The following is a 16565-nucleotide window of genomic DNA, read 5'->3' as shown; positions in this document are numbered from 1 at the left end:
CGCGTTGAACGTATCCGGCAAGAAAGACGATGAGCTTCGCCCCCGCCTCCATGATGTCCGACGGATTCTTCCTGTCGCTGTCGCTGTGTCTCGACATCGGCCTCGTCAACGTCGCGATGCTGTCGCTGACGCTGTCGCACGGCTTCCGGCCGGGCTTCTGGCTCGGCGTCGGCTCGTGCGTCGGCGATCTCGTCTACGCGGCGCTCGCGCTCGCGGGCATGGCCGTGCTGCTGCAGTTCGAGGCCGTGCGCTGGATCGTCTGGATCGGCGGCGGCGCGGTGCTGCTGTTCCTCACGTGGAAGATGGCGCGTGAAGCGCTCGCGCCGGCCGGCGGCGCCGACGCAGGCGATGCGGACGATACGCCACCGCCGCGGGCCAGCGCGCGGCGCAGCTTCGTGCGCGGGATGCTGCTCGCGATGTCGTCGCCGAGCGCGATCCTGTGGTTCGCGGCGGTCGGCGGCGCGCTGATCGCGAAAGCCGGCGCGACCACGCCGGCGACGGCGTCGGTGTTCCTGTCCGGCTTTTTCCTCGGCGGCCTCGCGTGGACCCTCTTCATGTGCACGCTCGCGAGCCAGGGCCGCAAGCGCGCGGGCGCCGGGCTGATGCGTGCATGCCATGTCGCGTCGGCACTGCTGTTCGCGTATTTCTCGTACAGCGTGATCGTCGGCGGCTATCGCGACCTGATCGTTCACGCGGTGTGAGCGGGGCGCGCCTAGCCGCGCCGAAATAAAAAACGGCGCAACGCCCCGCGAGGGACGTTGCGCCGTTTTGCCGCGAGCTCAGACGGCCGCGCGGACTATTGCATCAACGACGCCAGCCGTGGTGACCCCAGCCACCATAACCGTGACGCCAGTACGGACGGCCGTAGTAGCCACCGACGACCACGGGGGGCGGTGCATAGTATGCGGGCGCCGGGGCGTAATACACCGGCGGGGGCGGCGGCGCGTAATACACAGGCGGCGGCGCTGCGTACACGGGATATGCCGGTGCAACCGGGACGCCAATGCCGACCCCGATCGACACGTGGGCCTGTGCGGCGCCTGCGGCACCCAGACCCAACGCGGCGGCGGCGATGAACGGAATGAGCTTTTTCACTTCGATTCTCCTGCTGGAGCGGTAATTTGTGCGCCCCTGACGGCAACGGCGGGCATGCACGTCGCATGCAAGCAATGTAGCGAAAACCCGTCTCTCGTGTATTGCGCATTTGTTGCAAATTGCAATTCAACGCGGGCGCGGCCAGCGTGCGGCCCGGCTGCGCGAATCCGCTGCTGCCCATGCCGGTCGCGCGATTCCGTCCGACCAGTGAAATAGCGACACGCTGGCCGGTCAGTCTTACCGAATGCGGTAAGCGCGGCCGCCGCGCTTCCGTAATGAACGATTACAAATTCGAGACAAGACGCCGACAATTCAAGAGGGACGCGGCCCACAGGCGATTCGGGGCCGGATGCGACGGTCGTCATCGAGCAGCGAAAGCGCGGCATCCGGTGATCGACTGCTCGCCTGGAACATCGCCGCCCAGATCGTCCCGCCGGGCGCCCGCCATCCGCGCCCGCCCTGTCATTCCTGCGATACTGGCGGCTGCTCCGTTTTCGCTTCGTGGCCCGCCATGTCCCTCCCCGACACTCCCCGCCTTGGCTTCATCGGCGCCGGCCGCCTCGCGCGCTGCGTCGCCCGGCGATTCGCGGCGGCCGGCTTTCCGGTCGTCGCGATCGCGAGCCGCACGGCGGAATCGGCCGCGGCACTCGCCGCGCATATAGATGGCTGCCGGGCGGTCGACACGCCGCAGCAGGTGGTCGACGCCGCCGACCTGATCTTCCTGACCGTGCCCGACGACCATCTCGCGTCGACCGCCGCGGCGCTGCGGTTCGACGCCGCGCGCGCGGCGGGCCAGGCGCTCGTCCATTGCAGCGGCGCGTCGGCGGTCGAGTTGCTCGATCCGGCAAGACGGCAAGGCGCGGCCACCGGCGGCTTCCATCCGCTCTATCTGTTCGGCGGCACGGACGCCGATCTCGCCCGCATCGACGGCTGCTCGGTCACGCTCGAAGCCGACGGCGCGCTGCACGCGACGCTGCTGCGGCTTGCTGCCGCACTCGGCTGCCATCCGCTGTCGATTCCGGCCGGCGGCCGGATGCTCTATCACGCGGCCGCACATTACGCGGCGAGCTTCGCGCTGTGCGGGCTCGCGGAAGCGGTCGAGCTATGGCGCGGCCTCGGCTTCGACGAGGCCGCCGCGCTGCGCGCGCTGCTGCCGATGCTCGCCGGCACGATCGAGACCGCACGCGACAAGGGCCTCGCGAACGCCCTCGCGGGCCCGGTGTCGCGCGGCGACACCGGCATCGTCGAGCGCCAGCTCGCGCTGCTCGAGGCGCGCGGTGGCGATCATGCGACGCTGTATGCGCTGATGACCCGCCGGGCGGTCGCGCTCGCGGCCAAGCGCGCCGCGCCGCCGGCCGCGCTGCCGGCGCTCGCGCAGGCCGTCGAAACGTCGCTCGCGCGCACGACCGGGCACCCCTCCCCGCCGCACGACGAGGCGTGATAAGGTGTCGGCCGATGCGCCGCCATCCGGCGTTGGCGGCCGCACGCTACTCGACTGTAAAAAAAGGATGCCAACGATGTTCGGCGAGATCGCCCGTTTTCTGCTCAATACCCTCTTCACGCTGTTCGGCGCCGCGCTGATCCTGCGCGTCTGGATGCAGGCCGTCCGCGTGCCGCCGTACAACCCCGTCACGCAGGCCGTGCTGCAGGCGACCAACTGGCTCGTGCTGCCGCTGCGCCACGTGATCGCGGGCGTGCGCGGCATCGACTGGGCGAGCGTCGTCGCCGCGCTGCTCACCGCGCTCGTCTATGTGGTGCTGATGGTCGTGATGGCCGGCTTCGATCCGGCCTCGGTGATCCCGACGCTCGTCGCGGTGGCGCTGCTCACCGTCGTGAAGTGGGCGCTCAATCTCGTGATCTGGATGACGATCCTGATGGCGCTGCTGTCGTGGCTCAATCCGCGCTCGCCGGCCATGCCGATTCTCTACCAGCTCACCGCGCCGTTCCTGAACCCGCTGCGACGCGTGATCCCGAACCTCGGCGGCATCGATCTGTCGCCGATCCTGCTGTTCGTGATCGTGCAGGTGCTGCTGATGGTCGTCACGCGCGCCGCCGTGTCGCTGACGATGTTCGGTATCTGACGCGCGGCGCTACGCTGCCGGCCCCTGCGCCGGCGGCGCCGAGAGCGTGTCGATCACGCCGAAGCGCGCCGGAATCATCGCGTAGCACACGCGCACCTTCTCGCGCGACAGCCGCTCGAGCAACTGCTGCGCCTCGTCCTCGGTGGCGATGAATTCGACCTCGATCGCAAGCGAGCCCTGCAGCTCGAAAAAGCGGTCCTCGTGCAGCACCCGATGCCGGCCGAAGCCGGCCATCGCGCGAAACGCGGAACCGCCCGCGATGCCCATCCGGTTGCCTTCCTCCAGCAACCACTCCCATAGCGGCTTCCAGTGCAGCCGGTGCTGCTCGTGCACATAGAAGCGCAAGAAGACCCTGTCCATCGCACCCTCCCGGTGCCGGCGCGCTCAGGCCGCCGCGAACCACGCGCGCGCGGTCCACATGCCGAGCGCCGTCAGCGTGAACGATCCAGTCAAGTGTAGGGCAGCCACCGCGATCGCCCATCCGAATTCGCCCTGCACCGCGTGCGTCATCACTTCGACCGAATAGGTCGAGAACGTCGTGAGACCGCCGAGAAAGCCCGTGATCACGAACAGCCGCCATTCGGGCGGCAGCCCGACGCGCGCGGTAAATACGACGACGGCCACGCCGATCACGTAGCCGCCGATCAGGTTCGCGGCAAGCGTGCCGAGCGGCACGGCGGGAAAGAATTCGTTGAGCGCAAGGGCCAGGAACCAGCGCAGCACCGCGCCGAACCCGGCGCCGACGAAGATCGCGACGATCGAATAGAACAAGGGAGCTCCTCGCTGACGAGGCCGCATGGCGGACGCGGCCCACGCCGAACTGTATGCGGAATCACGCCGCGACGGCAATGCCGCAGGCCGCTCGGCATGCGGGGTGTCGAGCCGCACCGTATCTGCGCCTTTCATGATTTTCACGCGGCTACCGCAATCGATATTTCCGGCGCATTACGCAGATCATTACAAACCAAATCAAACGCCGATTGATTATTTATTCGCCTTTGAAAATTGAAATGCGAATTGATCCCGCCACGCGCTCGCGCTCGAAACCCACGTCTTACGGGCGATCCGCGTACTTTCCCTCATCAGACATTCCCGCATCCGGTCGATATTCGATGCAATCGGCTTCACCGATTTCGTAAAATCATTTCGCCCCCACTCCATCGACATGGAGATTCGAAAAATGAACAATATCCGCGTGTCCTCCATGTTGATTCCGGCACTGTGCGCGTCGCTGCTCGCCTCGACGGTTGCGCTCGCCGAAGGTAACGGCATCCCGTCCTTCGTCGAAGGCAACCGCGCACCGAAGGGGTATGCGCGGCCGCCGTTCCATACCAAGCCGCGCGCCAGTACCGCCGCGGTAGCCGGCCTCACGCCATCGCTCGCACGGCACGCCTACGGATTCGACGCGCTTGCGAACCAGGGCGACGGGATGGTCGTCGCGATCGTCGACGCGTACGACGACCCGAAGATCGAAGCCGATCTCGGCGTGTTCAGCAACACGTTCTCGCTGCCGGCCTGCACCACGGCGAACGGCTGCTTCACGAAGGTGTACGCGCGCGGCCCACGGCCCAGGACGGACGCGGGCTGGTCGCTCGAGATATCGCTCGACGTCGAATGGGTGCATGCGATCGCGCCGAAGGCGCGGATCCTGCTGGTCGAGGCCGCGTCCGCGAGCTTCAACGACCTGCTGGCCGCGGTCGACATCGCGGTCAAGCGCGGCGCGTCGGTCGTGTCGATGAGCTTCGGCGGCAACGAGTTCAACACCGAGACGGGCTTCGACAGGCACTTCAACGTGCCGGGCGTCACGTTCGTCGCGTCGTCGGGCGACAGCGGCACCGGCACCGAGTACCCGGCGTCATCGCCGTACGTGGTCGCGGTGGGCGGCACGACGTTGTCCACCGACACATCCGGCAACTACATCGGCGAAGCCGCATGGAGCGGCAGCGGCGGCGGCGTGAGCACGATCGAGGCCGAGCCGGCCGGGCAGACCGGCTGGCCGGTGCCGGTAGCCGGCAAGCGCGGCGTGCCCGACGTCAGCTACGACGCGAATCCGTCCAGCGGGTTCGCCGTGTACGACTCGGTCAGCTATCAGGGGCAGGCGGGCTGGTTCCAGGTCGGCGGCACGAGCGCCGGTGCGCCGCAATGGTCGGCGCTCGTCGCGATCGCGAATTCGCTGCGCGCGGCCGCCGGCAAACATGCGCTGAGCGGCACCTACGACACGCTCTATACGGTCGGGAAAAACGCGTACGGCAGCGACTATCACGACGTGACGACCGGATCCAACGGCAATTGCGGCAGCGTCTGCAATGCGGCCGGCGGCTACGACTACGTGACAGGTCTCGGCTCGCCGATCGCGCCGGCGCTCGTCCAGGCACTCGTCGGACAGCCGTAACCGCGCGGTCGCCGGCCGGTTTCGTCTGGCGGCACTCAGCCGCCGCGCCACGCGCGGTCGAGCGCGGTCAGCGTCGCGAGCGCGCCGCCCTGCAGCCCGATCACGTCCGCGCGGCGCGCATGGGCTTCGCGTGCATTGATGCGGATCACGTCGGCGCCGAGGCGTTCGCTCAGCAGCCGCACGGTCGGAATCGCGGTGCCCGCGCCGATCTCGACGACGCTCACCCGTCCTGCCCGTGCGATCCAGTCCTGCAGCGCCCGCTCCTGCGCGTCGTAGCGTTCGCCGAGCCAGCCATCGTCGCCGAACATCAGGATGTTCGGCCGCGCCAGGCCGCCGCAACGCGGACACCGCGGCAGCTCGCCGACCAGCCGGCACGCGGCTGCGTCGACGTCGGGCGTGAACGGCGCGGCGTCCCAGGTGTCGTCCGAGCACGGTCGCAGGCACTGCATCGAATGAATCGAACCGTGGATCTCGGCGACGCGCGCCGGATCGAAACCCGCCTTCTGGAACTGGCCGTCGACATTGCTCGTCAGCACAAAGCCGCCGTTCGGCATCGCGTCCATCCAGCGCCGCAGGATCGCGAAACCCGCGTGCGGCACCGTCTCCCGATAGAGCGCGAGACGATGCCCATAGAATCCCCACGCAAGCTGCGGATGCGCGCGGAACGCGTGCGGCGACGCGATTTCGTGGAACGCGAAACGTTCGTGGCGCAGCGCCGGATACGCGCGCCAGAAACCGTCCGTGCCGCGGAAATCGGGCAGCCCCGAATCGACGCCGATGCCGGCACCGGCCGTCACCAACAGCGCATCGGCACGCGCGAGCGCGTCGACGGCGGACGCGACCAGATGCGCCGGCAATTGCGCGCCAGCAGCGCTGCAATCGGTGGAGGACGAATCGGGTAATTCGGGTGAATCGGCAAGCGGCATGATGGAGCGGTGGTGGCGTCGAACGGTGCCGGACGGGCATCGCGCGATCTTACGCCCGTTCCAGCACCGTGACGCGGCATCACGCAGTCGCAGTGCGCATGCCCTCGGGTTCCCGCAACGCGACGTACTGCAGCAGCATGATCGTCTTCGCGTCGACGATTTCACCGCGCTCGACGGCATCCAGCGCCGCGTGCAGCGGCATTTCGACGACCTCGAGATCCTCGCCTTCTTCCGCGATGCCGCCGCCGTCGCCCGTGCGCAGCGACGCATCGTATTCGCCGACGAAGAAATGCAGCTTCTCCGTCACCGAGCCCGGGCTCATGAACGCCTCGAACACCTTGCGCACACCGCGCACGCGATAGCCGGTTTCCTCTTCGGCTTCCGCGCGAATGCGCGCGTCGGGCGTCGCGTCGTCGAGCAGGCCGGCGGCCGCTTCGAGCAGCATTCCGTCGTGTCCGTTGACGAACGCCGGCATCCGGAACTGCCGCGTGAGCAGCACGTCGCCCGTCGCCGCGTTGCGCAGCAGGATGGTCGCGCCGTTGCCGCGGTCATAGGTTTCGCGGCTCAGCCGCTGCCACGTGCCATCGCGGCGCAGGAAATCGAACGTCACCTTCTTCAGCACATACCAGTCATCGGATAGCACCGTCGTATCGACGATGCGCACGCGGTCCTGCGTTGCGGCCATGGCGGCCTCCCATTCGACATATGACGGCGCCCATGGTAACGTGCATATTCGTGCAATTTCAAGAAATTTCGTGCATAACCGATGCTGACGACCCAACGCAAGAAAGCGATCCTCGATGCGCTCGCCCGCGACGGCCAGGTGCTGGCCACCGAACTGAGCGTGCAATTCGGCGTGTCCGAGGACACGATCCGCCGCGACCTGCGCGAACTGGCGGCCGAAGGCCTGCTGCAACGCGTGCACGGCGGTGCGCTGCCGGCGTCACCCGCCGTCGCGCCGTTCGCGCAGCGCGAGACGCTCGAAACCGCCGAAAAACGGCGCATTGCCCGTCGGGCCGCGCAGATGATCGCGCCCGGTCAGATCGCGATCGTCGATGGCGGTACGACGTCGGCGCTGCTCGTCAGCCAGTTGCCGCCCGACCTGCGCGCGACGATCGTCACGCACAGCCCGAGCGTCGCCGTCGCGCTGGCCGCGCATCCGTCGATCGACGTGATCCTGATCGGCGGACGGTTGTACAAGCATTCGATCGTCGCGGTGGGCGCCGCGGCGATGGAGGGCATCTCGCGTATCCACGCGGACCTGTACTTCATGGGCGTGACCGGCGTCCATCCGGTCGCGGGGCTGAGCACCGGCGATTTCGAGGAAGCGGCGATCAAGCGTTCACTCGCCGGACGCGCGGCCGAGACGGTCGTCCTTGCTTCGCAATCCAAATTACGTGCTGCGTCGCAGTTCGTGATCGGTGAGCTTGCGCTCGCGCAAACCATCGTGGTCGAGCAGGAAACCGACTCGTCGCTGATCGAGCCAATCGAGGCAGCGGGCGTGACGGTCGTGCGGGCCTAGCCGCTCAGCGGCCCGTTACCGAGCGAAACGCGCGATAGGCATCGGCGTGAAGCTCGAAGCCGATGCCCGGCGCCTGCGGCACGGCCGCGCAGCCGGCGTCGAGCGTTTCGCCGTCCGGCAGCCCGCTGAACGGGTGGAACGCAAACGGATTGACTTCCGCGCCACCGAGCCCGAGCGCAGCCACGACGTGCAGCGAGAACAGATGACCGCCGTGCGGCCAGAACGCATCGCGCCGCCAGCCGCTCGACACGAAATGATCGACGATCTGCAGATAGCCCGGCAGGCCGTAGCAATGCACCGGATCGAACACGAGGAAGTCGCGATCCGCTCGCAGGCCGCCGTAGCGTGCGAGCAGCTTCGCTTCCGCGAGCGAGAACAGCGCCTCGCCGGCCGCGACCGGCGGCGTGTATTGCGCAGTCAGGTCCGCATGCAGCGGCAGGTCGAGCGGATCGCAGAGGTCCTCGAACCACCAGAGCGCGAACGACGCCAGCATCGCGGCGGCGGCGCGGCCGCTTGCCGCGTCGTACGTGTTCATCGCGTCGACCGCGAGATGCGAGCTGTCGGCAAGACAGGCAGCGGCGGCTTCGATGCGTCTTTTGTCATCGTCGAGATCCGGGCCGCCGATCTTGATCTTCGCATGCGTGTAGCCGAGATCGGCGATACGACGCATCTCGTCCGACAGGCGCGCGAGATCGTCGTGCGGATAACGGTAGCCGCCGCCGGCGTACACGCGCACGCGACGCGCTGCGTGGCGCGCGAGCCGGTCGGCAAGAAAGCGATGAAGCGGCAGGCCGGCGATCTTCGCGGCGGCATCCCAGATCGCCATGTCGAGCACGCCGACCGCAACACAGCGTTCGCCGTGACCGCCCGGCTTCTCGCCGGCCATCATCGCGCGCCATGCACGAAACGGATCGAGGTTCGTTGCGGCGTCGTCGGCAATGGTGTCCGCGGCGGCAAGCAGCCGCGGCCCGAACCGTTCGCGAATCAGCCCGCCCTGCGCATAGCGGCCGACCGACGCGTAACCGTAACCCGTCACCGGACGGCCGTGGCGCACGACATCCGTGACGATCGCGACGACGCTCGTCGTCAGGCCACCCGACGGAATCGCCGGGTCGGCATAACGGGAAACCGGAATTGTTTGCTCGCGAATGTCGATGATGCGCATGGTCGGGTTCCGGAGGAAACGTTCTGCGTTCGCGGGCCATGCACGCGATGCGGCCGACGCGCTGGCGGATCGCTGCATCATAGGTGCTTGCGCGAAGTCTTGCAGGCTCGCGTTCGTCACGACGACGCGGCGTCATGCGGCTCCATCGGCATCACCCGCATCGCGCTGCACGGCGTCGGAATACCGATGAATGCTCTGTCATGCTCGATGCGCGTTGCGCGTTGCGTGCGTCGAATCCGCGCATCGCACTGCGCCGGCAGTGAATGAGATGGACAACCAATATGAAGCGCGTATGATGAATTTGTCCGAGCACGGGTGGTCGAGTTGCTGGCCGCTCGCCCCGCCATCTTCCTCATTGCTGCGTCGTGCGTTCATCAGCACGCGTCGCTGCCTTTTTCACCCTACCCGTCGCGCCGCGCCGCGGTGATACCGGTCGGAAGTGTTCGTCCACGCGATTTGTCGCGACCGAACCAGGAGTTCATCATGAGCATGCATCTCTATCGTGGCTTCGAAATCTATCCGCTGATTTATCCGCACGTGCCTTCCCAGAACGGCAACCCGCACAACTACGACGGCGGCTTCGACGCGGCCGTGAAGATTTGCCAGCGCGGCACCGCCGACACGGTGACCCGCAGCGAAACATTCCGGTTGCTCGGCAACGCGCCGTTCGAATCGGCGGGCGAAGCGCGCCGGGCGTCCCTTCGCTACGCGGAGGAGATCATCGACGGCAATCGCGGCGAGCAGCCGCTCTTCGCCAACTCCCACTGACGTATCTTGCAGCGGTAGCGCGGTCGCATATCACTTCGGATCACGAAGCGATAATCGGCGCGGGCGATCATCCGATTGCATTGCACGAGATCGCCTAATCCGGCGCAGCTCCGCACAACGGCCTCATCAGTTCGGCGTTGCGTCATCACCCGGCGTCGCAGATGCTGTCTGCCGCGCGCACACCGTCGATCCGCGTCGGCTATTTCGAATGCGATCCGACGAGATAGCGAGTGCCGTCACAACTTCGCTCGACCAGCGTTCCTTCACGCATTGTTTGAAAACGGGATCTGCATGACGACGATCGTCCTCAAGCCCAACGAACCGGTCGATGTCGCGCTTCGGCGCTTTCGGCGAGACATCGAAAAGACAGGCCTGATCCGCGAGTTGCGCAGTCGCACCGGTTACGAAAAGCCGACGACGCAGCGCAAGTGCGAGAAGGCCAGCGCCGTCGCGACACAGCGCCTGCGCGCCAAGCGCATGTTGCCGCCTCGCAAGCCGTACTAGGAGAACGCCATGTACCAGCCGCCCGTCGAAGCCCCGCCGTTCTTTCCGTTGACGAAATGCGAAGTCGATTTCGATCGACAGAACGATGCGATCACGCTTTTGCCGAGCTTCTACGCGTTTGGCTGCGAGTACACGAGTCGCGGCCTGCTGATCGGCCGCGATGATGCGTTCAAATTGATTGCCGCGATCGAAAAGGCGCTGAGCGTCGAGAAGTGAGCTTGGGCTGGGAGTGGTCGAATCGCATCGCGTAGCGCGGGCCGGCTGCTGCTTCCGGGCAATCCGGATTCGCATGGATGCTGATGCATCCGCGAAAGAACATTTCCGAAATCGCGGCGTACTGCGGATTTGCCGACGCGTCGCGTCTCGGGCCCAGGTTTCGGCGCGCGTACGGGATGTGGCCGCGCGCGTATCGTGAGCATCAGGCGCCCGGTGCGCTCGGCGGGATAGGGGGACTGGCCGAGCGTGCGACCACGCTCGGCGAGCTGTTCCCGAACCGGAACGAGTCTTACTGAACCGGAATCCACCAGACCGCCATTCCTGCCGAAAGCGCGGTGGAATGACGCGTCATGCGGGCGTCAGGCGAAAACGAAATACTTGCGCACCGTCTCCACCACTTCCCAGGTCCCTTTCATGCCGGGCTCGATGACGAACACGTCGCCGGCTTTCAGGTGCACCGCCTCCTCGCCTTCCGGCGTGATGATGCAGTAGCCGTCGAGGAAGTGGCAGTACTCCCACTTCTCGTAGTTCACCTCGAACTTGCCCGGCGTGCAGATCCAGGTGCCCATGATCTTGCTGCCGTCCTTGGACAGGTAGGCGTTGAGGTTCACGGTGTGCGGATCGCCGCCGATACGCTTCCACTTGGTGGCGTCAAGGACCGGGGTCGGGCAGGTTTCGCGCAAAACGGTGATGAAATCGGACATGTCGGCTCCAGACTTACGATCGGATGAGAGGTCTGTCACGTTAGTTCGAAAGCCGCACCGGGGCTTGTATGGTTCCGACACCGACTCGTCTAATTTCGACACCGGCTCGCGTGGTGGGGCGCTGCGGCGCGCATTCCATTTCGCGTTGCATTGACTGACGGCTTCCGGCGGATCGTTATTCACTTTTCCCGCTGGTGTCATCGCCTCCACGCCAAGCGATGCCGGCTTCGATACCAACGGCCAAAACGCCTCGCTTGCAACATCTCGACCAACCCCTGTACAATCACCCGTTCTGCGGGCGTCGTATAATGGCCATTACCTCAGCTTCCCAAGCTGATGACGTGGGTTCGATTCCCATCGCCCGCTCCACTTTCGGCTGCACGGCAGCCAGCGCAAGAGCCGCCTCGTCGAAGGCGGCTTTTTTGTACCATGTGCCCGTTCATCCGGCGCACCGCTGCGCGTAACGGGCCCCGCCCCGAACCGAGCCTTTCTCTGTCACCGATGATGCACGACGATCCGAACGAAGCCGGCCTGCCGCCGGACGACGCCGCCCTCCCCGACGAAGCCGCCGACGGCGCCGACGAAGTCAATCCGCTGCACCACCGCCGCATCCGCAGCTTCGTGACGCGCGCCGGCCGCGTGTCGACCGGCCAGCGCCGCGCGCTCGACGAGCTGGGCCCGCGCTTCGTCGTCCCGTACACGCCTGAAATTCCCGACTGGGACGCCGTGTTCGGCCGCAGCGCACCGCGCATCCTGGAAATCGGCTTCGGGATGGGCGCATCGACCGCGGAAATCGCCGCGCACCGCCCAGGCGACGACTTCCTCGGCGTCGAGGTGCACGAGCCGGGCGTCGGCGCGCTGCTGAAGCTGATCGGCGAGCAGGGCCTGCCGAACATCCGCATCATCCAGCACGACGCGGTCGAAGTGCTCGAGCACATGCTCGCGCCGGAAAGCCTCGATGGCGTGCACATCTTCTTCCCGGATCCGTGGCACAAGGCGCGCCACCACAAGCGCCGGCTGATCCAGCCGCCGCTCGTCGCGCACCTCGCATCGCGCCTGAAGCCCGGCGCGTACCTGCATTGCGCGACCGACTGGCAGAACTACGCGGAACAGATGCTGGAAGTGCTCGGCGCCGAACCGTCGCTCGAAAACACGGCGGCTGACTACGCGCCGCGTCCCGACTACCGCCCCATCACGAAGTTCGAGCGGCGCGGGTTGCGGCTCGGCCACGGCGTGTGGGACCTGGTGTTCCGCAAGCGCGCCGCCTGAACCCCCGCTGCGACGGCGCACCGCGCACCGGCATCACGCCCAGTTCAGCCACCCGCTGTAACCCACGAGCAGCACGAACAGGCCGAACGCGATCCGGTACCACGCGAATACCGTGAAGTCGTGCGTCGCGACGAAGCGCAGCAGCCAGCGCACGCACACGAACGCGCTGACGAACGCGGCAACGAGCCCGAGCGCGAACAGGCCGAGCGAGTCGACGGTGAACGCCTGCCAGTCCTTGACCGTTTCATAGAGCGTCGCGCCGAAGATGATCGGAATCGCGAGGAAGAACGAGAATTCGGTCGCGACGCGCCGGTCGAGGCCGAACAGCATCCCGCCGATGATCGTCGAGCCCGAGCGCGACATGCCCGGCACCAGCGCGAAACATTGCGCGATGCCGACCTTCAGCGCGTCGAGCGGCGTGAGCGCATCGATCGACTGCACGCGCGGTGGCTCGCTGCGTTCGCGCTGCCGCGCCTCGGCCCACAGGATGATCGCGCCACCGACCACGAGCGCGAATGCGACCGGCACCGGCGAGAACAGCACGGCCTTGATCTTCTTCTCGAACAGCAGGCCGAGCGCGATCGCGGGAATCGTCGCGATCACGACGTTCAGCGTGAAGCGCTGCGCGTCGGGCCGGCTCGGCAGACCGGTCACGATGGACACGATCCGCTGACGGTATTCCCAGCAGACGGCGAGGATGGCGCCGAACTGGATCACGACGTCGAAGGTCTTCGCGTGCGCATCGTTGAAATTCAGGAAGCTGCCCGCGACGATCAGGTGGCCGGTGCTCGACACCGGGAGGAATTCCGTCAGCCCCTCGACGACGCCGAGGATCAATGCCTTGCAGATCAGGATCCAGTCCATCCGTGGCCCAACTCCGAAGTAGTCGAAAGAGAATGGGCCGCGTCACCGCCGCGGCCCGCCCGGCCGCGCGCGGTACGTCGTCACTTTTCGACGATCGCCACGCGTATGCCGTTTGTAAGAATCGTAATTGTACCGGGTTCGTAGTTCACTCCGGCAAATTGCAGTTGCTCGGGCTTGAACGTGTAGATCGGATAGTTGGTCAGCACCTGCGTCGCGAGCAGGCCGGCGGCCGCGCCGACCTGTTGCGCGTACATCTGCGCATTGCCGTCGATCACGAGGCTGTCGACGGCCGGCGCCCTCAACACGACCGAGCGGCTCGGCGCGTCGTACGCCAGTTGGCCCGACACGGTGAACTTGCCGCTCACCGGCTCGCTCAGGAACGGACTCGCGAAATGCGCGTCGAGCTGCACGGCGACACGGTTCTGGTCGGGCAGCAGGTTGACGGCCGGATTCGCGAGCGACACGTCGACGACCTGCGCGACGGTCTTCTGGTACGGGAACTTGCGCGCGACGGCTTTCTGCACGTCGCCGCGCGAGAACGTGTAGTGATCGGGGATGAACGGGAACGTCGACGCGCAGGCGGCGAGCGATACCGACACGCCGATGGCGCCGGCACAGACGGCGAGGAAACGGCGCCGGCCGGGCGTGCAAGATGCGGTCATGCTGGACAATCTCCTGTATCGGGCGAAGCGGCAATCGTGCCATCGGCCCGGCCGCCGCAGCGGGGCCGTGGACCGAAGTTAGTGCTTGCGCACGCGCCGCCGGTTCCGTGCGCGAGCCGGTGCACGACCATGCGTCAACGGGAAGCGCCGGTGCCGGACGACGGCTGGGTCGCGACCTCGAGGCGCGTGAGCCACGCGAGCGCGTCGTCGCGCGACGCACCGCACATCTCGGCGGACGGCTGCAGCCCCGAACAGCACGCGGGACGCTCCGGCCGGCCGAAGATCCGGCAGCGCAGGTCGTCGCCGAGCTGCACGCAGCGCACGCCGGCCGGCTTGCCGTCGGGCATCCCCGGAATCGGGGACGAAATCGACGGCGCGATGCAGCACGCGCCGCACCCCTCGCGGCACGCATGCGGCGGCGGGGCATTGGCGGGCGCCGGACGGACAGGCATTTCGACGGACACTCGACTCTCTCAAAAACGACAAAAAAACGGTGCGGCAACCGGACGCGGCGTGCGGCGGCCCACCGCGCATTGTGCCATCGCCGGCTGCGACGTTATTACACAATGCAGCCGAAACGCGCGTTTATATACTCGAACGCATCTGAAAAGCGCGAGGCCGCCATGAGTTCCGGTTCTGCCGACACGATGTTCCGTCCCGATTTGCTCGCGAAGTACGGCGCGAACGGGCCGCGCTATACGTCCTACCCTACCGCGCTGCAGTTCCGCGACGATTTCGACCCGGCCGACTACCTGCGTGCCGCGCGCGATCCCGGTGCGTCGTCGAGCGATCTGTCGCTGTACTTCCATATCCCGTTCTGCAACACGGCCTGCTTCTATTGCGGCTGCAACAAGATCGCGACGAACAACCATCGCCGCGCGCGCCCGTATCTCGAGCAACTGAAACGCGAGCTGGCGCTGCAGGCCGCGCTGTTCGATCCGGCGCGTCCGGTCACGCAGCTGCACTGGGGCGGCGGCACGCCGACCTTCCTGTCCGACGCCGAAATGGCCGAACTGATGGCGACCACCCGCGATTATTTCGTGCTCGCGCCGGACGCCAACGCCGAGTTCTCGATCGAGATCGACCCGCGCACGGTCACGCCCGCGCGGCTCGTCCACCTGCGCAACATCGGCTTCAACCGGCTGAGCCTCGGCGTGCAGGATTTCGATCCGGCCGTGCAGCAGGCGATCAACCGGGTCCAGCCGCTCGCGATGACGGCCGACCTGATGTCCGCCGCGCGCGCGACGGGCTTCCACTCGGTCAGCGTCGACCTGATCTACGGGCTGCCGCACCAGACGGTCGCCGTGTTCGCGCGCACGCTCGAGACGATCATCGAACTCGCGCCGGACCGTCTGTCCGTATTCGGCTACGCGCACATGCCGCACCTGTTCAAGATGCAGCGGCAGATCGACGACGCGACGCTGCCGCCGCCCGAAACGCGCATCGCGCTGCTCGGCCTCGCGATCGACATGCTGACGTCGGCCGGCTACGTGTACATCGGGATGGATCACTTCGCGCGGCCAACCGACGAACTCGTGCGCGCGCAGCGCAACGGCACGCTGCAGCGCAATTTCCAGGGCTACAGCACGCGCGCGGATACGGACCTGGTCGGTTTCGGCGTGTCGTCGATCGGCAAGGTCGGCGACGTCTACGCGCAGAACGCGAAGGATCTGCCGGCCTATGGCGCCGCGCTCGACGCGGGCCGGCTGCCGATCGCGCGCGGCGTGCGGCTCACGGCCGACGACCGGCTGCGCCGCGACGTGATCACGCAGCTGATGTGCAACCTCGAACTGCCGTTCTCGCATATCGAGGCGGCGCACGGGATCCGCTTCGCCGATCACTTCGCGCGCGAGCTCGACGCGCTGCGCGGGTTCGAGCAGGACGGGCTGCTGACGATCGCCGGCGACCGCCTGACGATTCAGCCGGCCGGCCGGATGGTGGTGCGCAACATCGCGATGGCGTTCGACGCCTACCTCGGCCGGACGCCGCGCCAGCGCTACTCGCGCACCGTCTGACGCCGCGCGGCCGCATGCGGGCGGCCGGTTTGCTAAAGTAATGGGCTCAACGCCCCTGCAAGAACCCGCACGATGCGCACCACCAAAGCGACCCACGCGGTCGAACGCCTGAAGACCCGGTCCGGCAACCCGCAGTTCGCGGCCGTCGCGATGGCGGGCGGCCTGTTCTATCTGGTCGACCGCTCGGGCGGCACCGCCGAGAAGCGCAGCGAGCCGCTGCCGCTCGACGAATTCGTCAAGTTCGTCGACCAGTTCGGCCCCCAAAAACCGCGCAAGGCGAGCAAGCTCGACCTCGCGTTCGAAGCGCAGATCAAGAAGAGCAAGGGGTAAAGGTCTGTTGCAGGCCGTCTGAAGGCTTCGCCGGCGCCCCGTTTGGTACAAT

The 16565-nt window shown here is 66.9% G+C and carries 23 protein-coding genes and 1 tRNA gene; 14 read left to right on the top strand and 10 right to left on the bottom strand.

Annotated elements, in window-relative coordinates:
• The first annotated feature begins 29 nt into the window (after positions 1–29).
• Positions 30–701 carry a LysE family translocator gene (locus ACP26O_RS04345; RefSeq protein WP_126227304.1) on the top strand — a complete coding sequence of 224 codons (672 nt, stop codon included), beginning with the start codon at positions 30–32 and terminating at the stop codon, positions 699–701.
• Between the two features lie 103 nt (positions 702–804).
• Here the strand turns inward: ACP26O_RS04345 and ACP26O_RS04340 are convergent, their stop codons facing one another.
• Complete coding sequence (locus ACP26O_RS04340) at positions 805–1095, bottom strand: hypothetical protein (RefSeq protein ID WP_041491105.1); 291 nt, start codon at positions 1093–1095, stop codon at positions 805–807.
• Between the two features lie 511 nt (positions 1096–1606).
• Between ACP26O_RS04340 and ACP26O_RS04335 the strand changes: the two genes are divergently transcribed.
• Together ACP26O_RS04335 and ACP26O_RS04330 are read left to right on the top strand one after the other, a co-directional pair.
• Positions 1607–2536 carry a Rossmann-like and DUF2520 domain-containing protein gene (locus ACP26O_RS04335; RefSeq protein ID WP_175664111.1) on the top strand — a complete coding sequence of 310 codons (930 nt, stop codon included), beginning with the start codon at positions 1607–1609 and terminating at the stop codon, positions 2534–2536.
• 76 nt (positions 2537–2612) lie between these two features.
• Positions 2613–3176, top strand: a complete 564-nt coding sequence (locus tag ACP26O_RS04330) for a YggT family protein (RefSeq protein ID WP_011656180.1) — start codon at positions 2613–2615, stop codon at positions 3174–3176.
• Positions 3177–3185: 9 nt separating this feature from the next.
• On the opposite strand, the gene ACP26O_RS04325 is transcribed toward ACP26O_RS04330, so the two are convergent.
• Both ACP26O_RS04325 and crcB read right to left on the bottom strand, forming a co-directional pair.
• Positions 3186–3536: a DUF190 domain-containing protein gene (locus ACP26O_RS04325; RefSeq protein ID WP_011656179.1), complete on the bottom strand. Its 351-nt coding sequence runs from the start codon at positions 3534–3536 to the stop codon at positions 3186–3188.
• Positions 3537–3560: 24 nt separating this feature from the next.
• On the bottom strand, positions 3561–3947 hold the full coding sequence (gene crcB, locus ACP26O_RS04320; protein ID WP_041491104.1) for a fluoride efflux transporter CrcB: 387 nt from the start codon (positions 3945–3947) through the stop codon (positions 3561–3563).
• A 25-nt stretch (positions 3948–3972) separates the two neighbouring features.
• Between crcB and ACP26O_RS04315 the strand changes: the two genes are divergently transcribed.
• Positions 3973–4185, top strand: a complete 213-nt coding sequence (locus tag ACP26O_RS04315; protein WP_175664112.1) for a hypothetical protein — start codon at positions 3973–3975, stop codon at positions 4183–4185.
• Positions 4186–4356: 171 nt separating this feature from the next.
• Entirely contained in the window at positions 4357–5568 is a 1212-nt protein-coding gene (locus ACP26O_RS04310) for a S53 family peptidase (RefSeq protein WP_011656177.1), read from the top strand.
• Between the two features lie 35 nt (positions 5569–5603).
• Here ACP26O_RS04310 and ACP26O_RS04305 read toward each other — a convergent pair whose 3' ends face one another.
• Both ACP26O_RS04305 and ACP26O_RS04300 read right to left on the bottom strand, forming a co-directional pair.
• Complete coding sequence (locus tag ACP26O_RS04305; RefSeq protein WP_175664113.1) at positions 5604–6494, bottom strand: SIR2 family NAD-dependent protein deacylase; 891 nt, start codon at positions 6492–6494, stop codon at positions 5604–5606.
• A gap of 79 nt (positions 6495–6573) precedes the next feature.
• Complete coding sequence (locus ACP26O_RS04300; protein ID WP_011656175.1) at positions 6574–7179, bottom strand: NUDIX domain-containing protein; 606 nt, start codon at positions 7177–7179, stop codon at positions 6574–6576.
• A gap of 81 nt (positions 7180–7260) precedes the next feature.
• Here ACP26O_RS04300 and ACP26O_RS04295 point away from each other — a divergent pair, with 81 nt between their 5' ends.
• The gene (locus ACP26O_RS04295; RefSeq protein ID WP_175664114.1) at positions 7261–8016 is read left to right on the top strand and encodes a DeoR/GlpR family DNA-binding transcription regulator; all 756 of its coding nucleotides are present in this window, start codon (positions 7261–7263) and stop codon (positions 8014–8016) included.
• Between the two features lie 4 nt (positions 8017–8020).
• On the opposite strand, the gene ACP26O_RS04290 is transcribed toward ACP26O_RS04295, so the two are convergent.
• Complete coding sequence (locus tag ACP26O_RS04290) at positions 8021–9181, bottom strand: enolase C-terminal domain-like protein (protein WP_175664115.1); 1161 nt, start codon at positions 9179–9181, stop codon at positions 8021–8023.
• 483 nt (positions 9182–9664) lie between these two features.
• Here ACP26O_RS04290 and ACP26O_RS04285 point away from each other — a divergent pair, with 483 nt between their 5' ends.
• From ACP26O_RS04285 to ACP26O_RS04270, 4 genes are all read left to right on the top strand, one after another.
• Positions 9665–9949, top strand: coding sequence for a hypothetical protein (locus tag ACP26O_RS04285; RefSeq protein ID WP_011656171.1), 285 nt, complete (start codon positions 9665–9667; stop codon positions 9947–9949).
• Between the two features lie 291 nt (positions 9950–10240).
• Positions 10241–10453: a 30S ribosomal protein S21 gene (rpsU, locus tag ACP26O_RS04280; protein WP_175664116.1), complete on the top strand. Its 213-nt coding sequence runs from the start codon at positions 10241–10243 to the stop codon at positions 10451–10453.
• A gap of 9 nt (positions 10454–10462) precedes the next feature.
• Complete coding sequence (locus tag ACP26O_RS04275; RefSeq protein WP_006752092.1) at positions 10463–10669, top strand: hypothetical protein; 207 nt, start codon at positions 10463–10465, stop codon at positions 10667–10669.
• Between the two features lie 77 nt (positions 10670–10746).
• Positions 10747–10965 (top strand): helix-turn-helix domain-containing protein, encoded by a 219-nt coding sequence (locus tag ACP26O_RS04270; RefSeq protein ID WP_175664117.1) that lies wholly within the window; start codon positions 10747–10749, stop codon positions 10963–10965.
• Between the two features lie 63 nt (positions 10966–11028).
• Here the strand turns inward: ACP26O_RS04270 and ACP26O_RS04265 are convergent, their stop codons facing one another.
• A complete protein-coding gene (locus tag ACP26O_RS04265; protein WP_006752094.1) occupies positions 11029–11373 on the bottom strand; it encodes a cupin domain-containing protein in 345 nt (114 codons plus the stop codon).
• Positions 11374–11667: 294 nt separating this feature from the next.
• Here ACP26O_RS04265 and ACP26O_RS04260 point away from each other — a divergent pair.
• Together ACP26O_RS04260 and trmB are read left to right on the top strand one after the other, a co-directional pair.
• A tRNA-Gly gene (locus ACP26O_RS04260) sits at positions 11668–11742 on the top strand.
• A 132-nt stretch (positions 11743–11874) separates the two neighbouring features.
• On the top strand, positions 11875–12642 hold the full coding sequence (gene trmB, locus ACP26O_RS04255) for a tRNA (guanosine(46)-N7)-methyltransferase TrmB (RefSeq protein WP_175664118.1): 768 nt from the start codon (positions 11875–11877) through the stop codon (positions 12640–12642).
• Between the two features lie 33 nt (positions 12643–12675).
• On the opposite strand, the gene ACP26O_RS04250 is transcribed toward trmB, so the two are convergent.
• From ACP26O_RS04250 to ACP26O_RS04240, 3 genes are all read right to left on the bottom strand, one after another.
• The gene (locus ACP26O_RS04250) at positions 12676–13506 is read right to left on the bottom strand and encodes an undecaprenyl-diphosphate phosphatase (protein WP_006752096.1); all 831 of its coding nucleotides are present in this window, start codon (positions 13504–13506) and stop codon (positions 12676–12678) included.
• Positions 13507–13586: 80 nt separating this feature from the next.
• Positions 13587–14168, bottom strand: a complete 582-nt coding sequence (locus tag ACP26O_RS04245; protein WP_426356295.1) for a DUF1439 domain-containing protein — start codon at positions 14166–14168, stop codon at positions 13587–13589.
• A 134-nt stretch (positions 14169–14302) separates the two neighbouring features.
• Positions 14303–14620: a YkgJ family cysteine cluster protein gene (locus ACP26O_RS04240; protein ID WP_175664119.1), complete on the bottom strand. Its 318-nt coding sequence runs from the start codon at positions 14618–14620 to the stop codon at positions 14303–14305.
• A 171-nt stretch (positions 14621–14791) separates the two neighbouring features.
• Here ACP26O_RS04240 and hemN point away from each other — a divergent pair, with 171 nt between their 5' ends.
• On the top strand, positions 14792–16183 hold the full coding sequence (gene hemN / locus ACP26O_RS04235) for an oxygen-independent coproporphyrinogen III oxidase (protein ID WP_175664120.1): 1392 nt from the start codon (positions 14792–14794) through the stop codon (positions 16181–16183).
• A gap of 72 nt (positions 16184–16255) precedes the next feature.
• On the top strand, positions 16256–16513 hold the full coding sequence (locus tag ACP26O_RS04230) for a hypothetical protein (protein WP_006752100.1): 258 nt from the start codon (positions 16256–16258) through the stop codon (positions 16511–16513).
• Positions 16514–16565 lie beyond the last annotated feature (52 nt).

This window comes from Burkholderia sp. R-40, assembly GCF_049942845.1.
Classification (GTDB): Bacteria; Pseudomonadota; Gammaproteobacteria; order Burkholderiales; family Burkholderiaceae; genus Burkholderia; species Burkholderia ambifaria.
Note: the sequence above shows the minus strand (reverse complement) of the source record. Positions and strands in the feature narration are given on the sequence as shown.

Excerpts from the sequence above, each read along its gene's own strand:
- ACP26O_RS04345 (WP_126227304.1), top strand. The coding sequence starts at position 30 with ATGAGCTTCGCCCCCGCCTCCATGATGTCCGACGGATTCTTCCTGTCG.
- ACP26O_RS04335 (WP_175664111.1), top strand. The coding sequence starts at position 1,607 with ATGTCCCTCCCCGACACTCCCCGCCTTGGCTTCATCGGCGCCGGCCGC.
- ACP26O_RS04330 (WP_011656180.1), top strand. The coding sequence starts at position 2,613 with ATGTTCGGCGAGATCGCCCGTTTTCTGCTCAATACCCTCTTCACGCTG.
- ACP26O_RS04325 (WP_011656179.1), bottom strand. The coding sequence starts at position 3,536 with ATGGACAGGGTCTTCTTGCGCTTCTATGTGCACGAGCAGCACCGGCTG.
- ACP26O_RS04315 (WP_175664112.1), top strand. The coding sequence starts at position 3,973 with ATGGCGGACGCGGCCCACGCCGAACTGTATGCGGAATCACGCCGCGAC.
- ACP26O_RS04310 (WP_011656177.1), top strand. The coding sequence starts at position 4,357 with ATGAACAATATCCGCGTGTCCTCCATGTTGATTCCGGCACTGTGCGCG.
- ACP26O_RS04305 (WP_175664113.1), bottom strand. The coding sequence starts at position 6,494 with ATGCCGCTTGCCGATTCACCCGAATTACCCGATTCGTCCTCCACCGAT.
- ACP26O_RS04300 (WP_011656175.1), bottom strand. The coding sequence starts at position 7,179 with ATGGCCGCAACGCAGGACCGCGTGCGCATCGTCGATACGACGGTGCTA.
- ACP26O_RS04295 (WP_175664114.1), top strand. The coding sequence starts at position 7,261 with ATGCTGACGACCCAACGCAAGAAAGCGATCCTCGATGCGCTCGCCCGC.
- ACP26O_RS04290 (WP_175664115.1), bottom strand. The coding sequence starts at position 9,181 with ATGCGCATCATCGACATTCGCGAGCAAACAATTCCGGTTTCCCGTTAT.
- ACP26O_RS04285 (WP_011656171.1), top strand. The coding sequence starts at position 9,665 with ATGAGCATGCATCTCTATCGTGGCTTCGAAATCTATCCGCTGATTTAT.
- rpsU (WP_175664116.1), top strand. The coding sequence starts at position 10,241 with ATGACGACGATCGTCCTCAAGCCCAACGAACCGGTCGATGTCGCGCTT.
- ACP26O_RS04275 (WP_006752092.1), top strand. The coding sequence starts at position 10,463 with ATGTACCAGCCGCCCGTCGAAGCCCCGCCGTTCTTTCCGTTGACGAAA.
- ACP26O_RS04270 (WP_175664117.1), top strand. The coding sequence starts at position 10,747 with ATGCTGATGCATCCGCGAAAGAACATTTCCGAAATCGCGGCGTACTGC.
- ACP26O_RS04265 (WP_006752094.1), bottom strand. The coding sequence starts at position 11,373 with ATGTCCGATTTCATCACCGTTTTGCGCGAAACCTGCCCGACCCCGGTC.
- trmB (WP_175664118.1), top strand. The coding sequence starts at position 11,875 with ATGATGCACGACGATCCGAACGAAGCCGGCCTGCCGCCGGACGACGCC.
- ACP26O_RS04250 (WP_006752096.1), bottom strand. The coding sequence starts at position 13,506 with ATGGACTGGATCCTGATCTGCAAGGCATTGATCCTCGGCGTCGTCGAG.
- ACP26O_RS04245 (WP_426356295.1), bottom strand. The coding sequence starts at position 14,168 with ATGACCGCATCTTGCACGCCCGGCCGGCGCCGTTTCCTCGCCGTCTGT.
- ACP26O_RS04240 (WP_175664119.1), bottom strand. The coding sequence starts at position 14,620 with ATGCCTGTCCGTCCGGCGCCCGCCAATGCCCCGCCGCCGCATGCGTGC.
- hemN (WP_175664120.1), top strand. The coding sequence starts at position 14,792 with ATGAGTTCCGGTTCTGCCGACACGATGTTCCGTCCCGATTTGCTCGCG.
- ACP26O_RS04230 (WP_006752100.1), top strand. The coding sequence starts at position 16,256 with ATGCGCACCACCAAAGCGACCCACGCGGTCGAACGCCTGAAGACCCGG.